Raw genomic sequence first — 17,235 nt, 5'->3', positions numbered from 1 at the left:
AAGGGAAATGGATAGCAGCACCAAGCCATTGGCCGATCGTGTCGCACTGGTGACAGGAGGTGCATCCGGGATTGGCGCGGCGGCGGCGCGCAGGCTCGCCACGGATGGTGCTCACGTCGTCATCGCCGACCTCGACGGTGCCGGAGCGCTGACCACCGCGAAGGAGATCGCCGAGGCCGGGGGCGCGGCCTGGGGCTTCGAATGCGACCAGACCAAACCCGATCAGGTCGACGCGTTGTTCGACCGGCTTGTCGAAGAACACGGCCGGCTGGACATTTGCGTGGCGAATGCGGGCTGGGGCCGGTTCGGTACTTTTCTGGAAATGCCCCGCCGGGTCTGGGAGCGCACGTTCGAGGTCAATGTCACCGGGACTTTCGCGGTGTGCCAGGAGGCTGCGCGCCGGATGGCGACGGCCGGAAACGGAGGGTCCATTGTGGTCACCTCCTCCTCTGGAGCGATCGAACCGGTCGCACTGTTTTCCGCCTACTGTTCGGCGAAGGCGGCTCTCAACATGATGGTCAAGATCATGGCTTACGAACTGGGGCAGTACGACATCCGTGCGAACGCCGTGATGCCCGGAGTGACCGAGACGTCGATGACCAACAGCTTGCTCGACGGTGATTCTCGCGGCTACAACGAAGCCGAATCGCCATTGGGACGGCTGGGACGTCCGGAAGATGTCGCCGACGCGATCGCCTACCTCGCGTCGGCGGACAGTGCCTACGTGAACGGCGCGGCGCTGCTCGTGGACGGTGGCGGGAGCGCGTACTCTCCTGGCTGGTTCGGCACGGACTTCAGAGTGCGCAACAGTTCTGGTTGGACACCACGTCACCAGCAGTTCCGTTTTCAGGATAACGGAGCCAGGTGAGGCTGTCCCGGTACTTTCCGTCCCCACTCCGGGCAAAAACAGGTACTCCAGGCGCGGTTACGCGCACTCCGCCGGCTCGTAGGTTCGTGAGGAGCCAGTCCGGTGGAGGTGTCAGATGGCCAGCGCTACGAGCGTTCCTGCCGCGCTCAGAACAACCTCGTTGTATCCGTGCGCCCGAGTGGTCGAAGTCGCCGCGGGCGGCGAGGCCGCGGTGGCGGTGCACGAGGTGCTCAGGGGGGCCGGTTTCCTGACCGCGACCGCGATGGGCAGGAACCGCCCGGCGCGAACCGCGCTGTGCGTCGTGCAGGTCGCCAACGCCGTGTTCGGATCGAGGGACGGCGACATCGAGCTTCCCCGGGCCACAATCCGGGACACGGCCGAACGGATGATTCGGGCGGGCGGTGGGCGGATGGTGCTGATCACGGATGCCCTGCCATGGCCCGCCGCGCAAGCCGACGCCGAACAGGCGGCGCGACAGGCGGCCGAACTGCACTGGTGGCAACAATTGGCGGCGAGGGTCGCACCGCACGGCGTATTGCTGAACACGATCAGGATTGGCTACGCGCCGTTCCTCGGACACCGGCTTACGCCTGAGGTCGAGTCGGATTTGCTGGCACACCAGGTGATTCGTCGCCCGGTCACCGGCGCGGACCTGGCCGGTGCCCTGATCCTGTTGTACAGCCGCGGGTTGACCACGATGGTCGGTGAGGTGCTGCCGCTCGACGGAGGGCTGGAAGCGGCCGTGGTCCCGATGTCCCCGCCAGGCACCGTGCGTATCGACCGGTCGACCGAAGCTCCAGCCGATCTCTGGTCGCTGGCCGGAAGGACCGTACTGGTGACGGGGGCCAGCAGCGGAATCGGTGAGGAAACCGCCATCGAGCTCGCCCGCAGGGGAGCGGACCTGGTGCTCGTGGCGAGGCGAACCGATGAACTGAATCGAGTGCGCAATGCCATCCGCGAGCATTTGAGCACCCGGGTACACATCGTGCGGGCGGATCTCGCCGAGCCGGGCGCCGCGGCGCGGATGGTGCGGCAAGCGTGGGACGAGGCAGGGGAGATCTCCGATCTCGTCTATGCCGCCGGTGTTCTCGCTCGTGACGATCTCGCGGACGGGAAGGGCCAACGAGAAGACAGCTACCGGATCAACGTGCTGTCCTATGCCGACGCCGCGGAAGAGCTGGCCCGCCGGTGGGCGTCGACGAAGCATCGCGGGGCGATCGTCGGGGTTTCGTCGACGAGCGCCCATTCGGCACCGGTTCCCGGCTTGTACAGCTATGGTTCGAGCAAGGCGGCTTCCGCTCAGCTGGGCGCGCATCTGGCGATGACCCTGTCACGGCATCGGATCAGGGTGAACACCGTGTTGCCAGGCATCGTGAGGACGCCGATGACCGACACGGCCGATCCGGCCTTCGTGACGAAGTCCCTGTCCCGAGTGCCGCTGGGCAGGCTTTCCGATCCTGACGATGTCGCCGCGGCCATCAGCTATCTCGTCAGTCCGGCTTCGAGCTTCCTGACAGGCGCGCAGCTGCGTGTGTGTGGCGGCTGGGTCACCTTGAAGGCATTGCCCCCATTGGGTATTCGGGACGTCATCAGTTCGGTGGGTTCGGCGTGACGGATCAGTCCGCCGCACCGATCATGAAACTGACGGCCGTGCTGGCACTGCCACCGATGTTGAGCGTGCCCGCTTTCCGGGCGGCCTCGACCTGATAGCCGCCCGCGGTCCCGGTCACTTGCCGGTGTGCGTCCAGAAGCATCCGGACGCCGGTCGCGCCAACCGGATGTCCGGCACCGATAAGCCCGCCCGACGGGTTCACCGGAAGGGGGCCTTCGAAGTCGATCAGCCCGTTTTCGATGGCCTGCCAGGCATCGCCGGGGCCGGTGAGCCCGAAGTGTTCGAGTGCCATGTACTCGGTGATCGTGAAACAGTCATGGGTCTCGATGACGTCGAGATCGCGCGGTCCTTGCAGGTTCGCGCGGCGGTAGGCATCGAAGATGGCGTCCCGGACGTGCGGGAACAGGTAATCGTCCGGCTTGCTCGCCAGAAACTTGCTCCGCAGCGGAAGGGGAGCGGTGTGATGGCCCCAGCCCAGCACGCGGCTTCGTGGCGCACCGCGCTGCCCGCGCGCCCACTCGTCGGCGAAGCGGCGTCCCGCGAGTACGACCGCGGCGGCCCCGTCGGTAATGCGGCCACAGTCGCTTTTACGGGTGCGCCCGGTGACGATCGGGTTCACGATGTCATCGGCGGTGAACTGTTCGGGTTCGAGGGTCCAGTCGCGGGTCTGCGCCTTCGGGTTCCGCCGTGCGTTGGTGCGGTTGATTTCGGCGATGCGGTCGAGATATCGCTGGTCCAAGCCATGTCGTTGGTCGGTTTCCTCGGCGATGCGGTTGAAAAGGGAAGGCCACGGCAAATCGTCGGAGGCGGTTTCCTCTGGCACCATGGCGGCGGAACCGAGGTGCCGCGCGGCCTGGTCGCCACGGATGTTTCGCATCAGTTCCACGCCCGCCACCAGCGCGATGTCGTAGCGGCCCGCTTCGATTTCGGCGGTCGCGGCCAGCAACGCGATGCTTCCCGACGCGCACGCGGCTTCGTGCCTGCTCGTCGGAAGCCCATGCCAAGCCGGGTAGAGCATCGGCACCAGCGCACCCAGATGCGACTGGCCGGTGAACTGCTCGGCACCGAAATTGCCCACGTGCGCCGTCTGGATCTCCTCGGGTTCGACCCTGGCGTCGATCAGCGCGCCCGCGACAGCCTCCCGCAGCATCGACGTCAGCGGCTCTTCGTCCTCTTTCGTCCAGTTCACCGCGAAGTCGGTCTGCGTGCCACCCAGGACGTATACCGGTTCTGGCATCTCGGAACCCTTCATCCGATATGAATGAGCGTACATACAGTACAACTTGAGAACGCGTGAGAAGCAACCATGGCCTGTAGAAAGCTTGCTTGACGTACGTGACGTCCGATGTTTATAAACGCTCATACATCTCTGTTGATGAGAGCGGGGAAGCGAGGCCGTGACATGGATTGGTCGAGCCCGGAAATCCCGAGCGCGAACGAGTGTGTGCTGGGACCACTGTTGAGGCGTCGTGCCACAGAACAACCTGACCGGACATACGCGGTCTTCGGCGACGGGAGCACCTGGACCTACGCTCAGACCCTGCGAGCCGCGAACGCGGTGGCGTGGCGCCTTTCCGAACTGGGGGTCCGGCATGGCGACCGGGTGCTGTCCTGGCTGCCCAACGGGCCCGACGCGCTGCGGGTCTGGTTCGGAATCAACCTCCTCGGGGCGATCTACGTTCCGCTCAACCCCGCCTACCGCGGACGCCTGCTGGAGCACGCGATCTCTTTGTCGGGCGCGAAGGTCATGGTTGCCGCCCCTGGCTTGCTCGACCGGCTGGACGACATCGAAGGCGGCGAGCTGGAGCACGTCGTGCGGCTGCTCCCTGAGACGTGGCCGGACGAGGGAGGGCCGCTCGTGGAGCCGGATCGGCCTGTCGAACCGTGGGACCCCTACGCGATCATCCTGACCTCGGGCACGACCGGACCGTCCAAAGGTGTCGTGTGTTCCTATGTGCAGCTGGCCACCAGTGGCGGTGCCGCTTTCGAGGGCAGCTTCGGGCGAGACGACCGCTATATGGTCAATCTGCCGTTGTTCCACGCGGGCGGCACCGTCGGCACATACGCGGCACTGCTCATGGAAGCCTCCATCGCGCTCGTGGACCGTTTTGACACCAGCAGGTTCTGGGAGACGATCCGCGAGACAGGCACCACCCACGTGACCTTGCTCGGTGTCATGGCGACATTCCTGGCCAAACAGCCGCACTCGCCCCAGGACCGGGACAACCCGCTGCGGCACGTGTTCATGGTGCCCTTGATCGACGACGTCCAGGGGTTCGCGACGCGGTTCGGGGTCGAGGTGGTCGCGATGTTCAACATGACGGAGACCTCGATCCCCATCATCTCCGAGGTCGATCCGCCGACTCGGGGTACCTGTGGCCGGGTACGCGAAGGAGTCGAGGCGCGGGTGGTCGACGAGCACGATCGTCAGGTTCCCGACGGAACGCCTGGAGAACTGGTGCTGCGCACGGACCGGCCGTGGGCGATGAACTCCGGCTACTGGGGCATGCCGAGCGCGACTGCCCGGGCATGGCGCAACGGCTGGTTCCACACCGGGGACGCTTTCCGTCGCGACGCCGATGGTGAGTTTTTCTTCGTGGACAGGGTGAAGGACACCATCCGCAGACGAGGGGAAAACATCTCCTCCTTCGACGTGGAGATCGAAGTACTGGCGCATCCCCGCGTCGGCGAGGCGGCCGTGGTCGCGGTACCGAGCCCGCACGGCGAGGACGATGTCCTCGCCGTCGTCGCGCCGGTCGCCGGGCAGTCTGTGGATCCGGGGGAACTGATCAGCTTCCTCATCGAGCGGCTTGCCTACTTCATGGTGCCCAGATATGTCCGCGTCCTGCCCGAACTGCCGAAGACCCCTACCGCCAAAATCGAGAAGCATCGACTACGCGCCGAGGGCGTCGCCGCGGACACCTGGGACAGGGAGGCAGCGGGCATCCGGCTTCGCCACGAGCCGATCGCGCATCCGCTGACTCACTGAGTACCCGCGGGCACTGTTCCCCCTCCCCGATTCGAGGTGTCCTGATGGGGCAAGGAATTTCAGGGACGTGCGGGGAGCGGGAATGGTGCGGACGGATCGTGAGGGTGTCTGGAAGCGGCTCGGTATTCGTGGAGTGGGCATGGTCCTGCCAGGTGTGGACCGGTCTTGCCGCGACGTCAAGGAGTTCGCCGGGACGGTGTTGTCCGGACGCTCCGCCATCAGCCCGCTCGATCTGACCGACAGCGCGGTCAGGGTGGCGGGCCGGGTTCCGGAGGAGTTCACTGAAGAACTGGACCTGCCGGACGCGGTGATCAGGCGAACGCCGCGAGCGGGCAGGCTGGCGCACGCGGCTGTCGTCGACGCGATGGACAACGCGGGTCTGACGGCACGAGAGATCAGCGATGGCAGGGCGGTTCTGATCCTGACCTCGTTGCAGTTCTCCGTGCAGGAAGTGATCCGCCTGATGCGCCGGTTCGACGATCAGGGGCCTTCCGGAGTCGGTATGCGGTACTGGGCCACGGCCACCCCCGGCGCCATCGCCTCGATGCTGTGCATGAACCTGGGGCTCGACATTCCCACCTTCACGCTGACCGGTGGATGCAGTGTGTCACTGCGTGGCTTCGAACTCGGTGCGAACATGGTTGCGCGCGGTGAGGTCGAGCACGCGATCGTGGTTGGGGTGGAAACACCGCTGGAGCCGCTTTTCCTTTCGAGCACGGCTTACCAGACCCGCACCGGCCACCGCGCATCCAGCACTTCGGCAGACCCAAGTGACGTGCGCCCTCACGACGAAGTGCAAACCGGCAACGCGCCGGCGGAAGGTGCGATGGCATTCGTTCTTGGCCCCGCCACCGAGGGGGACGGCAACATCGAAGTCGCCATGCTTTCTTCCCGCAACGGCGGGAACAATGCGATGGGACTGGGCGATCCGGTTCCCTACGGCCGGGACTTGGCCGGGTTGTTGCGCTCCGCCGACGTCACGTTCGACGATCTCGCCTGCTTCTGCGACTTCGCCGAAGGAAACCGCGAACTCGAAAACTTCCTGTGCGACACAGTGGACTCTCTTCGAGACTCGCTTGCCGACGATTCGCCTCTGTACATCACCTCCCAGGAAGCTTGCTACGGTCATCTTCCCGGTGCGGTGGGCCTGTTGAAAGTCCTCTCCGGATTGGTCATGCTCGACGCCGAGCGGATTGCCCCCACCGCGAACCTCGTCACGCCCTACAAGCGACTGCCCGCGACGCCAGTGGTGGGCGAAGCGGCCGCGTTTTCCCGATCCGCGCGGCCCACGGTGCTCACCGCCGCACTGTCCGGCGGCGGCGACACCACCTCGGTCTTGCTGCGTACCGTGTGACCTCGGAACTCGCGTACACGCGGGTGGTGAATATGTTTCATGAGATTCAAGGAGGAATCTACGGCAATTTGCAATCAGCTATTGCTGACAACAAATGGTCGTTTGTGTTCAGACTGTTACGGTCGTTATGTATGAACGATCATTGACATACTCGCTTGTGGAATTTAACGTCACGTTAATCATCGAGTCGGCCTGGTGGCGAGAGCCACTATTGGTTGAACGGAGCGTGACATGGCGAGTGAGTCTTCTGAGCGGCTGACCGAACTTTACCGATCCTTGGCCGCGCGTATGGCCGAATGCCCCGATATGGACCTCGCGACCATGCGGGACCTGTTCGAGGAATTACATGTCGTGACACGGGAACCGGAGAATGTTTGCTACGCGGAGACCGATGTCAACGGAGTTCCCGCGTTGTGGTGTGTGCCAAAGGAATGCGCGGTCGACCGGGTGCTGTTGTATTTCCACGGTGGTGGCTTCATGGTCGGCTCGATGTATTTGCATCGAAAACTCGCCGGGCATCTCGCCAGCGCGGTCGGCGCCCGTGCGCTGGTCCTGAACTACCGGCTCGCCCCTGAACACCCGTTCCCCGCCCAGATCGAAGACGGGGTGACCGCCTATCGATGGCTGCTGGGGCAAGGAATTCCGGCCCGGCAGATCGCCTCCGTCGGCGACTCGGCCGGGGGCAACCTCTGCACGACGGTCGTGTTGCGGCTTCGCGAACTCGGACTGCCCTTGCCCGCAGCGATCGCGCCGATGTCCCCGTGGTACGACTTGACACTGTCGTCGGAAACGCTGGAGACCAACGCTCCGCTGGACGCGGTCGTGCAAAAGCCCATCCTGGAAGGAATGCGCGCCGCTTTGCTCGGTTCGGTGCGTCCTGACGATCCACGTATCAATCCATTGTGGGCGGACCTCAGGGGGCTGCCGCCGATGCTCATCCACACCGGCGGTCATGAAACGTTACTGGACGACACCCACCGGTTCGCCGAGCATGCCGAGCGTGCGGGTGTCTCCGTGTCTGTCCATGTTGTCCCGGAGATGCAGCACGACTTTACTCTGCTCGCTGGACATGCTCCGGAAGCGGACAACGCGATCCGCGTGATGGGGGAGTGGATGCGCGAGAGAATCGGCCTGACCGTGCCTGCCGCCGCTCCTGTCAATGCCCGCATTCTTGAGTCCAATCTGGTCTGAGCACGTCCCAGCGACCCGGCCTCTGCGACAGTCGAGGCCGGGTCGCTCGTTTCCGTCACCGATGCAGAGTCCGGGATGGCGGCTCGCCGAATTTTTCCCGGTACATCACGGAAAAACGCCCGGCATGGGGAAAACCCCATCGTGCGGCGACTCGGGATACCGAAGTCTGCTCGATGTCGTATGTGCTCAACTCGTCACGCGCACGCTGTAGCCGTAGCTGTCGGAGATAGGTCATCGGCGTCGTATCCATCGACCGGCGGAAGGCCCGTTGCAGGGTACGGGTGTCGACGCCGGCCTTGCGGGCAAGGCTGGTGGAGGTGTGTTCCTCAGCCGGTTGACTGCGCATGATCTCGATGGCCATCCGAACCGCCCGAGGGTGGGTCGTGCCGCCTTCGTGGCTGAGCTGGTTCTCGTAATTGTGCGGCTGCGCGAGCAACAAGCCGGAGAGCAGCGCGCGTTCGTACGCCCGCGCCGCCAACGCGGAGCCGGAAAGACTGTGTTCCTGGTCGAGGTCGGCAACGAGGTTGAGCAGAGCCATGCGCCAGCTGTGTTTGAGGCCGAAGGTCACCGGCATGACGGGGGCGAAGGCGATCGGTGTGTCGGGGCCGGCTCCGGTGACTTCCTGCAAATGCGCGTTGATGGTGTCCCGGTCGATCCGCAAGATGAGTTGCTGGCAGCGGTCCTGCCAGTGCATCAATAGTCGTTCTTCCGGGGAAACGATCACGGCGGTACTGGTGTCGGCGACGATCCGTCGTGAGCCGAGGCTCATCCGGCATTCGCCGCGAAGCGGGAGCAGGACCGCGTAGTAGTCCCGTGCACCGGGTGAGATCCGGACGTCGGCACCGTAGGCGAGATAGCTCACCGCGGTGCGGTCCAGTTTCGTGCTGTGCAGTCTGGCGTCAAGCTGGGATATCCGGGAATGCGGAACGAGCTGGTGCTCGCAGAACACTCGGCTGGCGAGCTCACGGGCGTGGTCGATATCGGAAGTATGGAAGAGCTCGTAGCGGTGGAGTGGCGCCGCTCGCATGGGAACCGCCAAAGGAATCGGGACGCCTGCGACCGAGGCTGCTCCGTTGCGTGACCCCGGCCACACGCTCTGTTTCGGTCGTCTCCGACGTTAGCGGCAGTTGATCTGGCTGGCAGGAGGCGAGTTCCGGTGGCGCGGGAGCCTGTTCGCGCTGATGGCACCGAAGCTTGAGGCTGACGGCGCGGATCCGCGTGCGCCGGAGCCGGGAGGCGATGGTGGCTCCTCGCAAGGAAAACACCGGGCCTTCCGGCGTTCTGGCTCCGCATTGGACAGTGCGGGCGCGGCGCGAGCGCGGGGATGCCGAACAGGCACCGCTACGACGATCAGCAGGGCCGGTCGGCGATATCGGTGACCTCGCCGATGTCTTCGTACCAGAGCCGCGGATTCTCGTCGATGAATGTGGTCATCATCGCGATGCACCCTGGATCATCGACGATCGTGATGTTCACCCCGTGCTCGGCCAGCCATTCATGACCGCCGGAGAACGTCGATGCTTCACCGATCAGCACGTGCCCGATACCGAACTGGCGAACGAGACCGCTGCAATACCAGCACGGCGACAGCGTCGTCACCATGACCGTGTCCCGGTAATGAGGGCGTCTGCCCGCGTCGCGAAACGCGCTCGTTTCGGCATGCATGGCAGGGTCGTCATCCTGAACTCGCCGGTTGTGCCCCTTGCCGAGTAGCGTGCCCTCCAGGGTGAACAGGGCCGCGCCGATCGGTACGCCGCCTTCGGCTTGCCCGGTACGGGCCTCTTCGATAGCCACGGCCAACAGGGCGAGGGGGTCGCTGGCGTTCATTCGTCCACTCTCGATCGGCCAGGCCATGGTGGCAACCCTCAGCTGGTAGGCGTCGAGGTTCGAAGGCAATCGAGCCTGGCGGTGGAGGTGAGCGTCCGCTTAGTATGGCTCCGGATGATGAACATCATCCGGAGCGACGCGATGGCCCGGCAACCCGCCGGAGTGCGTCGACGCGACGTGAGTTGAGTCAGGCACCGACGATCGGAGACCAGCGATGGCCTTGCCGACGATCAAGCGGTGGTCCGCGTGCCCAGCATGCGCAGTGCGAGTTCGGCGTACTCCACACCGAGCGCGGTGGGGCTCTTCTTGGCCCGGTCGCTGTACCAGCGTGCGACGTCGATGCCGAGTGACAGTATGGCGCGGGCCGCGGTGTGCGCGTCGGCGACCTGGAAGTCTCCTTTCGCGAGGCCGGACTCGATGACGTCGCGCACGATCTGCTCGATGCCGCGGCGCAACCCGGCAACGATTTCGTACTCCTTGTCGGGGAGCGCGCCCAGTTCGTACTGCACGACTCTGGCCACCGTGTGCCTGCGGGCGTGCCATGAGGTGAATCGCTCGACGATCTGCCGCATGGCGGTCGCCGGTGAGTCGGCTTCGTTCGCGGCTGCCTCGACGAGGGCCAGCGCCTGCTCGTGCCCGCTTCGGCTGATGGCGAACAGCAGGGCGGCTTTCGAGGGGAAGTGCACGTACAAGGCGGCCGGGCTCATGCCCGCGTTGCCGGCGATGTCACGGGTCGTCGTCGCGTGGTACCCGCGCCGCGCGAACGATTCGACCCCGGCCAGCATCAGCCGGCGCGCGGTTTCCGGCTGGACATCAGGCCACAACTCGGCCGTCAACGACACCGTCATGCGAGGATTGTAAGCGAGCGCTTAGCCCGGATTGGAGATTGGCCGAAGTGAACTCACTCAAGGACCGCGTTGCCATTGTGACAGGCGCGAGCAGGGGGATCGGGCTCGGGATCGCGAAAGACCTGGTCGAGCAGGGAGCGAAGGTCTGCATCACCGCACGCAAGCCGGAGCCGCTGGCCGACGCCGTCGAGCAACTGGGCGGCAGCGCGGTCGCGCTCGGGGTCGCTGGAAAGACCGACGACACCGCGCACCAGGACGAAGCCGTCGCACGCACACTCGACGCGTTCGGGAGCGTGGATTTCCTGGTCAACAACACCGGGATCAACCCGGTCTACGGCTCCATCCTCGACATCGAGCCGGACACCGCGGCGAAGCTGTTCGGTGTCAACGTGCTCGCGCCGATCGCGTGGACCCGCAAGGTGCGTGACGCGTGGATGGGTGAGCACGGCGGCGCTGTCGTGAACGTCGCGTCGATCGCGGGCCTGCGAACGTCCCCTGGCATCGGCATGTACGGCGTGACCAAGGCCGCCCTGATGCGGCTGACCATGGAGCTGGCGCACGAACTGGCTCCGGCGATCAGGGTCAACGCCGTGGCACCGGCCATCGTGAAGACCAAGTTCGCGACCGCCCTCTACGAGGACAGGGAGGAGGAGGTCGCCTCGGCCTACCCGCTGCGAAGGCTCGGCCTGCCGGAGGACGTCGCCGGTGCGGTGTCGTTCCTGCTGTCAGGGCAGGCAGGCTGGATGACCGGTCAGACAGTGGTGCTCGACGGAGGCATCACGATTGGGGGCGGTCTGTGAGTGCGGGCTTCGACCTCGCCGGGGCCGGAGTGGTGATCACCGGCGGAGGCGGTGGTATCGGCGCCGCCATGGCGCGCCGGTTCGCGGCAGCGGGGGCGCGGTTGGTGCTCGCCGACCTCGATACCGATGCCGTCGGTGCCGTGGCCGAGGAGGTCGGCGCGACCGCCGTCGTGGGTGATGTCGCAGGGGAGGACGGGGTACGCAACCTTGTCGCCGAGGCACGCACGGCGTTCGCCGGCGAGATCGACCTGTTTTGTGCCAACGCGGGCGTCGCGCCGCACGGGGGACCTGAGGCTACGCCCGAGCTGTGGGAACTGGCATGGGACGTCAACGTGATGGCGCACGTGCGGGCCGCGCGGGAGCTGTTGCCGGCGTGGCTTGCCCGGGGCAGAGGACACTTCCTCGCGACGGTGTCGGCGGCCGGTTTGCTCACGAGTCTCGGCTCGGCGCCGTATTCGGTGACCAAACACGGCGCGCTGGCGTTCTCGGAGTGGCTCGCTGTCACCTACCGGCATCGCGGCATCTCCGTGCAGGCTGTCTGCCCGCAAGGGGTCCGCACCAAGATGCTGGCCGCCACCGGTGCCGCGGGAGCGCTCGTCATGGGCGCCTCGGCCATCGAACCCGAGGACGTCGCGGAGGCGTGCGTCACCGGCTTGAGCGACGGCCGGTTCTTGATCCTGCCCCACCCCGAGGTCGGCGACTACTACGCCGCCCGCGCCACCGAGACGGAACGCTGGCTGGCCGGGATGAACAAGCTCCAGCGCAAGGTCGAAGGCGCGAGCTGACGAGCAGGCCGGTCGCCTCTAGGCTGACCGGATGTCAGCAGCGCAACCCGGCCACGTGATGGTCGTGACCACAACGGACTCCGAGGAAGCCGCGCGCGCACTGGCGGCCGCCGCCGTCGAGGCGAAACTCGGCGCGTGCGCGCAGATCGTCGGCCCCATCACGAGCGTGTTCCGGTGGGAGGGCGCGATCGAGACGGCCCGCGAATGGCGGGTCGAGGTGAAGACCGCGGCCGACAGGGCAACGGCTCTCATCGGCACGCTGACCGAGCGGCACACCTACGACGTGCCCGAGGTCGTGGTCACCCCGATCACCGGGGGGCATGCCGACTATCTGCGATGGCTCGTCACCGAAACCCGCGACGAGCCCGGCGAGTGACGGGCGCGGTCACCCGGGCAGGTCGATGAGACCGGCAAGGTTTCCGCGATGGGTTCCCGGCGTGCCCAACGCGAGCTGATCGGCTTTGGCACGTTTGAGGTAGAGGTGCGCCGGATGTTCCCAGGTCATCCCGATACCGCCGTGAAGCTGGACGCACTCCTCCGCCGCGTGCACGGCGACGTCGGCGCAATAGGACTGCGCCAGCGCCACCGCGATCCCGGTTTCGGTGTCTGTCTCGTTTTCCGAAGCCAGCCGGTCGGCGGCGTACCTGGCGGCCGCGCGCGCGGCGACGAGAGCCAGCCACACGTCGGCGAGACGGTGTTTGAGCGCCTGGAACGATCCGACGGGGCGGCCGAACTGGTAGCGCTGCTTGACGTAGGCAACGGTCTCGTCGAGACACCATTGCGCGACGCCGAGTTGTTCGGAGGCCAGCAGTCCCGCGCCGGTCAGCAGCGCGCGGTCGAGGGCGCCTTGTGCGTCGGCCGGTCCCACGAGCAGCGTCGCGGTGGCGGCGTCGAGGGTGACGTCGGCGATGCGGCGGGTCAGGTCGAGCGGGACCACCTCGGCGACCGTGACACCGGGACCGGTGGCCGAGACCTCGTACAAGCCGGTTCCGTCAGGACCTGTCGCGGGAACGACGAACACGTCGGCGACCGTGGCATCGGCGACCGTCCTGACGGTGCCGGTCAGTACGTTCTCCTCGACGCGCACGCTCGGCGTGAAACCGGATCCGACGCCGGTGGACAACGGGACGAGCAGCGTGCCGATCGCTTCGCCGGACGCCAGTCCGCGCAGCAACGCCGCGACGGGCTCGGCCGAGGTGTCGGCGCCGAGCAGTGCCGACGTGGCGAGAACGGCGCTGCCAAGGAAGGGCACCGGCGCGAGCCCTCGGCCGAGTTCTTCCATGACCAGCGCGGTTTCGCGGGCCGATGCTCCCTGCCCGCCGAGGTTTTCGGGCACGTGCAGCCCCGCGACGCCCAGTTCGGCCGACAGCGTGCGCCACAGCTTCAGGTCGTAGGGTTCCGCGCTTTCGACCCTCGTCAGTACGGCAGGGGGTCCGCCTCGGTCGGTCAACAGTCCGCGAACACTGGCCCTGAGGTCGTCTTCGACGTCGGAGTAGAGCAGGTTCGGTGTGCTCATCGCGGCAGGTCCTTCCAGGCGACGTCCTTGTCGACGCGGGGTTCGGACGGCAATCCGAGAACCCGCTCGGCGATGATGTTGTGAAGGATCTCCGACGTGCCGCCCTCGATGGAGTTCCCCTTCGCCCGCAGGTAGCGGTAACCGGCCTCGCGCGCGGTGAAGTCGACGGTCTCGGGGCGGCGCATGGTCCAGTCGTCGTAGCGGAGACCTTCCTCGCCGAGCAATTCCAGTTCCAGCCCGGAAAGCGCCTGTGACAACCTGGCGAAGGCCAGCTTCATCCCCGAGCCTTCCGGGCCGGGTTGCCCGACAGCCAGCTGTTGTCGCAGCCTGGTTCCGGCCAGCCGGAACGCCTCGGCCTCCACCCACAACCGCAGCAACCGGTCGTGCAGCTGCGCGGTCCGCGCTTCGGGGTGAGCACGCCAGGTCGCGGCGACCTTGCCGAGCATGCCGCCTTCGCGGGGCATGGCGTTGCCGCCGATGGCGACCCGTTCGTTCATCAGGGTGGTCTGCGCGACCTTCCAGCCGTCCCCGACGTCGCCGAGCCGGTGAGCGTCGGGAATCCGCACGTCGGTGAGGAAGACCTCGTTGAACTCGGCCTCGCCCGTGATCTGCCGCAACGGCCTGACCTCGACTCCCGGCGCGGTCATGTCGCACACGAAGTACGTCATGCCCTTGTGCTTGGGAACGTCGGGGTCGGTGCGGGTCACGAGGATCGCCCACCGCGCGGTGTGCGCGCTCGACGTCCACACCTTCTGGCCGTTGACGATCCAGTCGTCGCCGTCGCGGACGGCGCGCGTGCCCAGCGCGGCGAGGTCGGAACCGGCACCGGGCTCGCTGAAGAGCTGGCACCACACCTCTTCACCGGTCCACAGTGGCCGGAGGAAGCGCTGTTTGTTGTCGTCGGACCCGAAGCGCAGCACGGTCGGCGCTGCCATGCCGAGGCCGATTCCGATGCGCCGGGGATCATTTCCAGGCGCACCGGCGCGGTCCAGCTCTTCGTCCACAACGGACTGAAGTTCACGCGGCGCTCCCAGCCCGCCGAGCCCGGAGGGGTAGTGCACCCAGGCGAGTCCGGCGTCGAAGCGGGCCCGCAGGAAGTCCAGTTTCCCGGTCGCCGAAGGCGGGTGCTCGGTCAGCAGTGTGGCGACCCGCTCACGCAGGTCTCGCGCGGTCACGGTCACAGGTACCCCTTGAGTTCCCGGCGGGCCATGGATCGTTTGTGCACTTCGTCGGGCCCGTCGGCGAGCCGGAGCATCCTCGCCGACGCCCACAGTCCGGCGAGCGGGAAGTCCTGGCTGACCCCACCGGCGCCGTGGGTCTGGATCGCTTTGTCGAGGATCCATTCGACGGCCGAGGGTGTGGCGATCTTGATCGCCTGGATCTCGGTGTGCGCGCCCTTGTTGCCCACCGTGTCCATGAGCCACGCCGTTTTGAGTACCAGTAGCCGTAGCTGTTCGACCCTGACCCGCGATTCGGCGATCCAGTCCTGAATGACTCCTTGCTGGGCAAGGGGTTTGCCGAACGCGACTCGGGACACGGCGCGCCTGCACATCAGCTCGATCGCCCGTTCGGCCATGCCGATGAGCCGCATGCAGTGGTGGATGCGCCCTGGTCCGAGCCGTGCCTGCGCGATGGCGAAGCCGCTGCCCTCCGCGTCGATGAGGTTGTCAGCGGGAACCCGGACGTCGTCGAACACGATCTCGGCGTGACCGCCGTGATCACCGTCGGGGTACCCGAACACGTGCATGCCCCTTTTGACGTGCACCCCGGGGGTTTTGGTCGGCACCAGGATCATGCTCTGCTGCCGGTGCGGTTCGGCATCGGGGTCGGTCTTGCCCATCACGATGAGGATTTCGCAGGCGGGATTCAGGGCGCCGGAGATGAACCACTTGCGGCCGTTGACGACGTAGTCGGCACCGTCGCGGGTGATGCTGGTCGCGATGTTGCGGGCGTCGGAGGAGGCCACGTCCGGCTCGGTCATCGCGAACGCCGACCTGATCTCGCCGTCGAGCAGCGGCCGCAACCACCGTGCGCGCTGTTCCTCGTCGCCGAACATGGTGAGAACTTCCATGTTGCCGGTGTCGGGAGCCGAACAGTTCAGGGCGGCAGGCGCGAGCTGGGGGCTGCGCCCGGTGATCTCGGCCAGCGGCGCGTATTGCAGGTTGGTGAGACCGGCGCCGTGCTCGCCGGGCAGGAACAGGTTCCACAGTCCGCGCTTCCTGGCCAGCGCCTTGAGTTCCTCGACGACCGGAACGCTCGCCCACGGATCGGTACGTGCCTCGATCTGCTCGGCGAACACCCGCTCGGCGGGGTAGACGTGCTCGTCCATGAACGCGAGCAGCTGGTGCCTGAGCTCCTCGGTCTTGGCGTCGAAGGCGAAATCCATCAGTTCTCCTTGAGCGTGGCGTTGCCGAGGGCCACGAGCGGCGCGACGTGCGCGCCGATCTCGTCGAAGCCCGCACCGACCGTCTGGCCCTTGCTGTAGCGGAAGTAGATGCCTTCAAGGATCACGGCCAACTTGAAGTAGGCCAGTCCGAGATACCAGTTGAGCGCCGAGACGTCCCTTCCGCTGCGCGAGGCGTAGCGTTCGATGACGTCGGCCGAGCCGGGGTAGCCGGGTGCGGCGCTGACGCTGCTGACCGAACGAAGGTCGAGCACTTCCCGTTCGGCGTAGGCGACCAGCAGCGCGAGATCGGTGAGCGGGTCGCCGATCGTGGACATTTCCCAGTCCAGTACGGCGGTGATCTGGTCGTCGCCGTCGACGAGCACGTTGTCGAGGCGGTAGTCGCCGTGCACGACCGAGGGAGCGGGCGAGGTGGGCAGCGCGGCGGCGAGCCGGTCGTGCAGGTCGTCGACGCCTGCCAGTTCCCTGCTGCGGGACGCGTCGAGTTGTTTTTTCCAGCGTCGCAATTGCCGTTCGAGGTATCCCTCGGGCCTGCCGAAGTCGCCGAGCCCCACCGATTCCGGTTCCACCGCGTGCAGATCGACGAGCGTGTCGACGAGCAGGTCGGCGATGGCGCGGGTGCGCTGGGGGCCGAGAACGGCGAGTTGTTCCTCCTTGCGAAACGGCGTCCCCTCGACGAAACCCATGACGTAGAAGGGGGCGCCGAGAACGCTGTCGTCCTCGCACAGCAACACCGTCGGCGGGACGGGGACGGCGGTCGGGCCGAGCGCGCTGATCACCCGGTGTTCCCTTGTCATGTCGTGTGCCGTCGGCAGCACGTGCCCGAGTGGGGGCCTGCGGACGACCCACTGATTTTCCCCGTCACCGACGATGTAGGTGAGGTTGGATCGACCGCCCTCCACGACCCGCGCCGTGAGCGGTCCCGCCACGAGTCCTGGTACTTCCCGGTCCAGCTGGTCGCGGAGCCGGGCGAGATCGAGTCCCGGCGGGTTGTCGTCGCTCATCTGACCTCCATGTCATCCGGCGAGACCTGCGTGCGGC

At 66.4% G+C, this 17,235-nt stretch carries 16 protein-coding genes; 8 read left to right on the top strand and 8 right to left on the bottom strand.

Going from position 1 to position 17,235, the window contains the following annotated elements; genetic code table 11:
• The first annotated feature begins 7 nt into the window (after positions 1-7).
• Together BAY61_RS19535 and BAY61_RS19530 are read left to right on the top strand one after the other, a co-directional pair.
• Complete coding sequence (locus BAY61_RS19535; RefSeq protein WP_091808229.1) at positions 8-868, top strand: SDR family NAD(P)-dependent oxidoreductase; 861 nt, start codon at positions 8-10, stop codon at positions 866-868.
• 115 nt (positions 869-983) lie between these two features.
• Complete coding sequence (locus BAY61_RS19530; protein ID WP_091808231.1) at positions 984-2,480, top strand: SDR family NAD(P)-dependent oxidoreductase; 1,497 nt, start codon at positions 984-986, stop codon at positions 2,478-2,480.
• A gap of 4 nt (positions 2,481-2,484) precedes the next feature.
• Here BAY61_RS19530 and BAY61_RS19525 read toward each other — a convergent pair whose 3' ends face one another.
• Positions 2,485-3,717 carry an acetyl-CoA acetyltransferase gene (locus tag BAY61_RS19525; protein WP_091808519.1) on the bottom strand — a complete coding sequence of 411 codons (1,233 nt, stop codon included), beginning with the start codon at positions 3,715-3,717 and terminating at the stop codon, positions 2,485-2,487.
• Between the two features lie 165 nt (positions 3,718-3,882).
• Here BAY61_RS19525 and BAY61_RS19520 point away from each other — a divergent pair, with 165 nt between their 5' ends.
• The 3 genes from BAY61_RS19520 to BAY61_RS19510 all read left to right on the top strand — a co-directional run bounded on the left by BAY61_RS19520 (position 3,883) and on the right by BAY61_RS19510 (position 8,014).
• Positions 3,883-5,469, top strand: a complete 1,587-nt coding sequence (locus tag BAY61_RS19520) for an AMP-binding protein (protein WP_091808233.1) — start codon at positions 3,883-3,885, stop codon at positions 5,467-5,469.
• Between the two features lie 82 nt (positions 5,470-5,551).
• The gene (locus tag BAY61_RS19515; RefSeq protein WP_091808234.1) at positions 5,552-6,823 is read left to right on the top strand and encodes a beta-ketoacyl synthase N-terminal-like domain-containing protein; all 1,272 of its coding nucleotides are present in this window, start codon (positions 5,552-5,554) and stop codon (positions 6,821-6,823) included.
• 231 nt (positions 6,824-7,054) lie between these two features.
• Positions 7,055-8,014, top strand: a complete 960-nt coding sequence (locus BAY61_RS19510; protein ID WP_091808236.1) for an alpha/beta hydrolase — start codon at positions 7,055-7,057, stop codon at positions 8,012-8,014.
• Positions 8,015-8,069: 55 nt separating this feature from the next.
• On the opposite strand, the gene BAY61_RS19505 is transcribed toward BAY61_RS19510, so the two are convergent.
• From BAY61_RS19505 to BAY61_RS19495, 3 genes are all read right to left on the bottom strand, one after another.
• On the bottom strand, positions 8,070-9,041 hold the full coding sequence (locus BAY61_RS19505) for an AraC family transcriptional regulator (RefSeq protein WP_094168504.1): 972 nt from the start codon (positions 9,039-9,041) through the stop codon (positions 8,070-8,072).
• 323 nt (positions 9,042-9,364) lie between these two features.
• Positions 9,365-9,868, bottom strand: coding sequence for a nucleoside deaminase (locus tag BAY61_RS19500; protein WP_245865258.1), 504 nt, complete (start codon positions 9,866-9,868; stop codon positions 9,365-9,367).
• A gap of 203 nt (positions 9,869-10,071) precedes the next feature.
• Complete coding sequence (locus BAY61_RS19495; protein ID WP_091808240.1) at positions 10,072-10,689, bottom strand: TetR/AcrR family transcriptional regulator; 618 nt, start codon at positions 10,687-10,689, stop codon at positions 10,072-10,074.
• A 47-nt stretch (positions 10,690-10,736) separates the two neighbouring features.
• Between BAY61_RS19495 and BAY61_RS19490 the strand changes: the two genes are divergently transcribed.
• The 3 genes from BAY61_RS19490 to cutA are packed head-to-tail and all read left to right on the top strand — an operon-like array spanning position 10,737 to position 12,650.
• Entirely contained in the window at positions 10,737-11,489 is a 753-nt protein-coding gene (locus BAY61_RS19490) for an SDR family oxidoreductase (protein WP_091808242.1), read from the top strand.
• A complete protein-coding gene (locus BAY61_RS19485) occupies positions 11,486-12,274 on the top strand; it encodes an SDR family oxidoreductase (protein WP_091808243.1) in 789 nt (262 codons plus the stop codon). The genes BAY61_RS19490 and BAY61_RS19485 overlap by 4 nt, the downstream gene beginning before the upstream one ends.
• Positions 12,275-12,305: 31 nt before the next feature.
• Positions 12,306-12,650, top strand: a complete 345-nt coding sequence (gene cutA / locus BAY61_RS19480) for a divalent-cation tolerance protein CutA (protein WP_091808245.1) — start codon at positions 12,306-12,308, stop codon at positions 12,648-12,650.
• Positions 12,651-12,659: 9 nt separating this feature from the next.
• On the opposite strand, the gene BAY61_RS19475 is transcribed toward cutA, so the two are convergent.
• Genes BAY61_RS19475 through BAY61_RS19460 form a run of 4 tightly spaced genes read right to left on the bottom strand, consistent with a single transcriptional unit; the run spans position 12,660 to position 17,198 of the window.
• Positions 12,660-13,790, bottom strand: coding sequence for an acyl-CoA dehydrogenase family protein (locus BAY61_RS19475; RefSeq protein ID WP_091808247.1), 1,131 nt, complete (start codon positions 13,788-13,790; stop codon positions 12,660-12,662).
• Positions 13,787-14,971: an acyl-CoA dehydrogenase family protein gene (locus BAY61_RS19470; RefSeq protein ID WP_091808249.1), complete on the bottom strand. Its 1,185-nt coding sequence runs from the start codon at positions 14,969-14,971 to the stop codon at positions 13,787-13,789. The genes BAY61_RS19475 and BAY61_RS19470 overlap by 4 nt, the downstream gene beginning before the upstream one ends.
• Positions 14,968-16,176, bottom strand: a complete 1,209-nt coding sequence (locus BAY61_RS19465) for an acyl-CoA dehydrogenase family protein (RefSeq protein ID WP_091808251.1) — start codon at positions 16,174-16,176, stop codon at positions 14,968-14,970. Before BAY61_RS19465 ends, BAY61_RS19470 begins: the two co-directional genes overlap by 4 nt.
• Positions 16,176-17,198, bottom strand: coding sequence for a phosphotransferase family protein (locus tag BAY61_RS19460; RefSeq protein ID WP_091808253.1), 1,023 nt, complete (start codon positions 17,196-17,198; stop codon positions 16,176-16,178). The genes BAY61_RS19465 and BAY61_RS19460 overlap by 1 nt, the downstream gene beginning before the upstream one ends.
• Between the last annotated feature and the right edge of the window lie 37 nt (positions 17,199-17,235).

It is taken from the genome of Prauserella marina (assembly GCF_002240355.1).
GTDB classification, from domain to species: Bacteria; Actinomycetota; Actinomycetes; order Mycobacteriales; family Pseudonocardiaceae; genus Prauserella_A; species Prauserella_A marina.
This window is presented reverse-complemented; position numbering and strand designations above follow the sequence as displayed.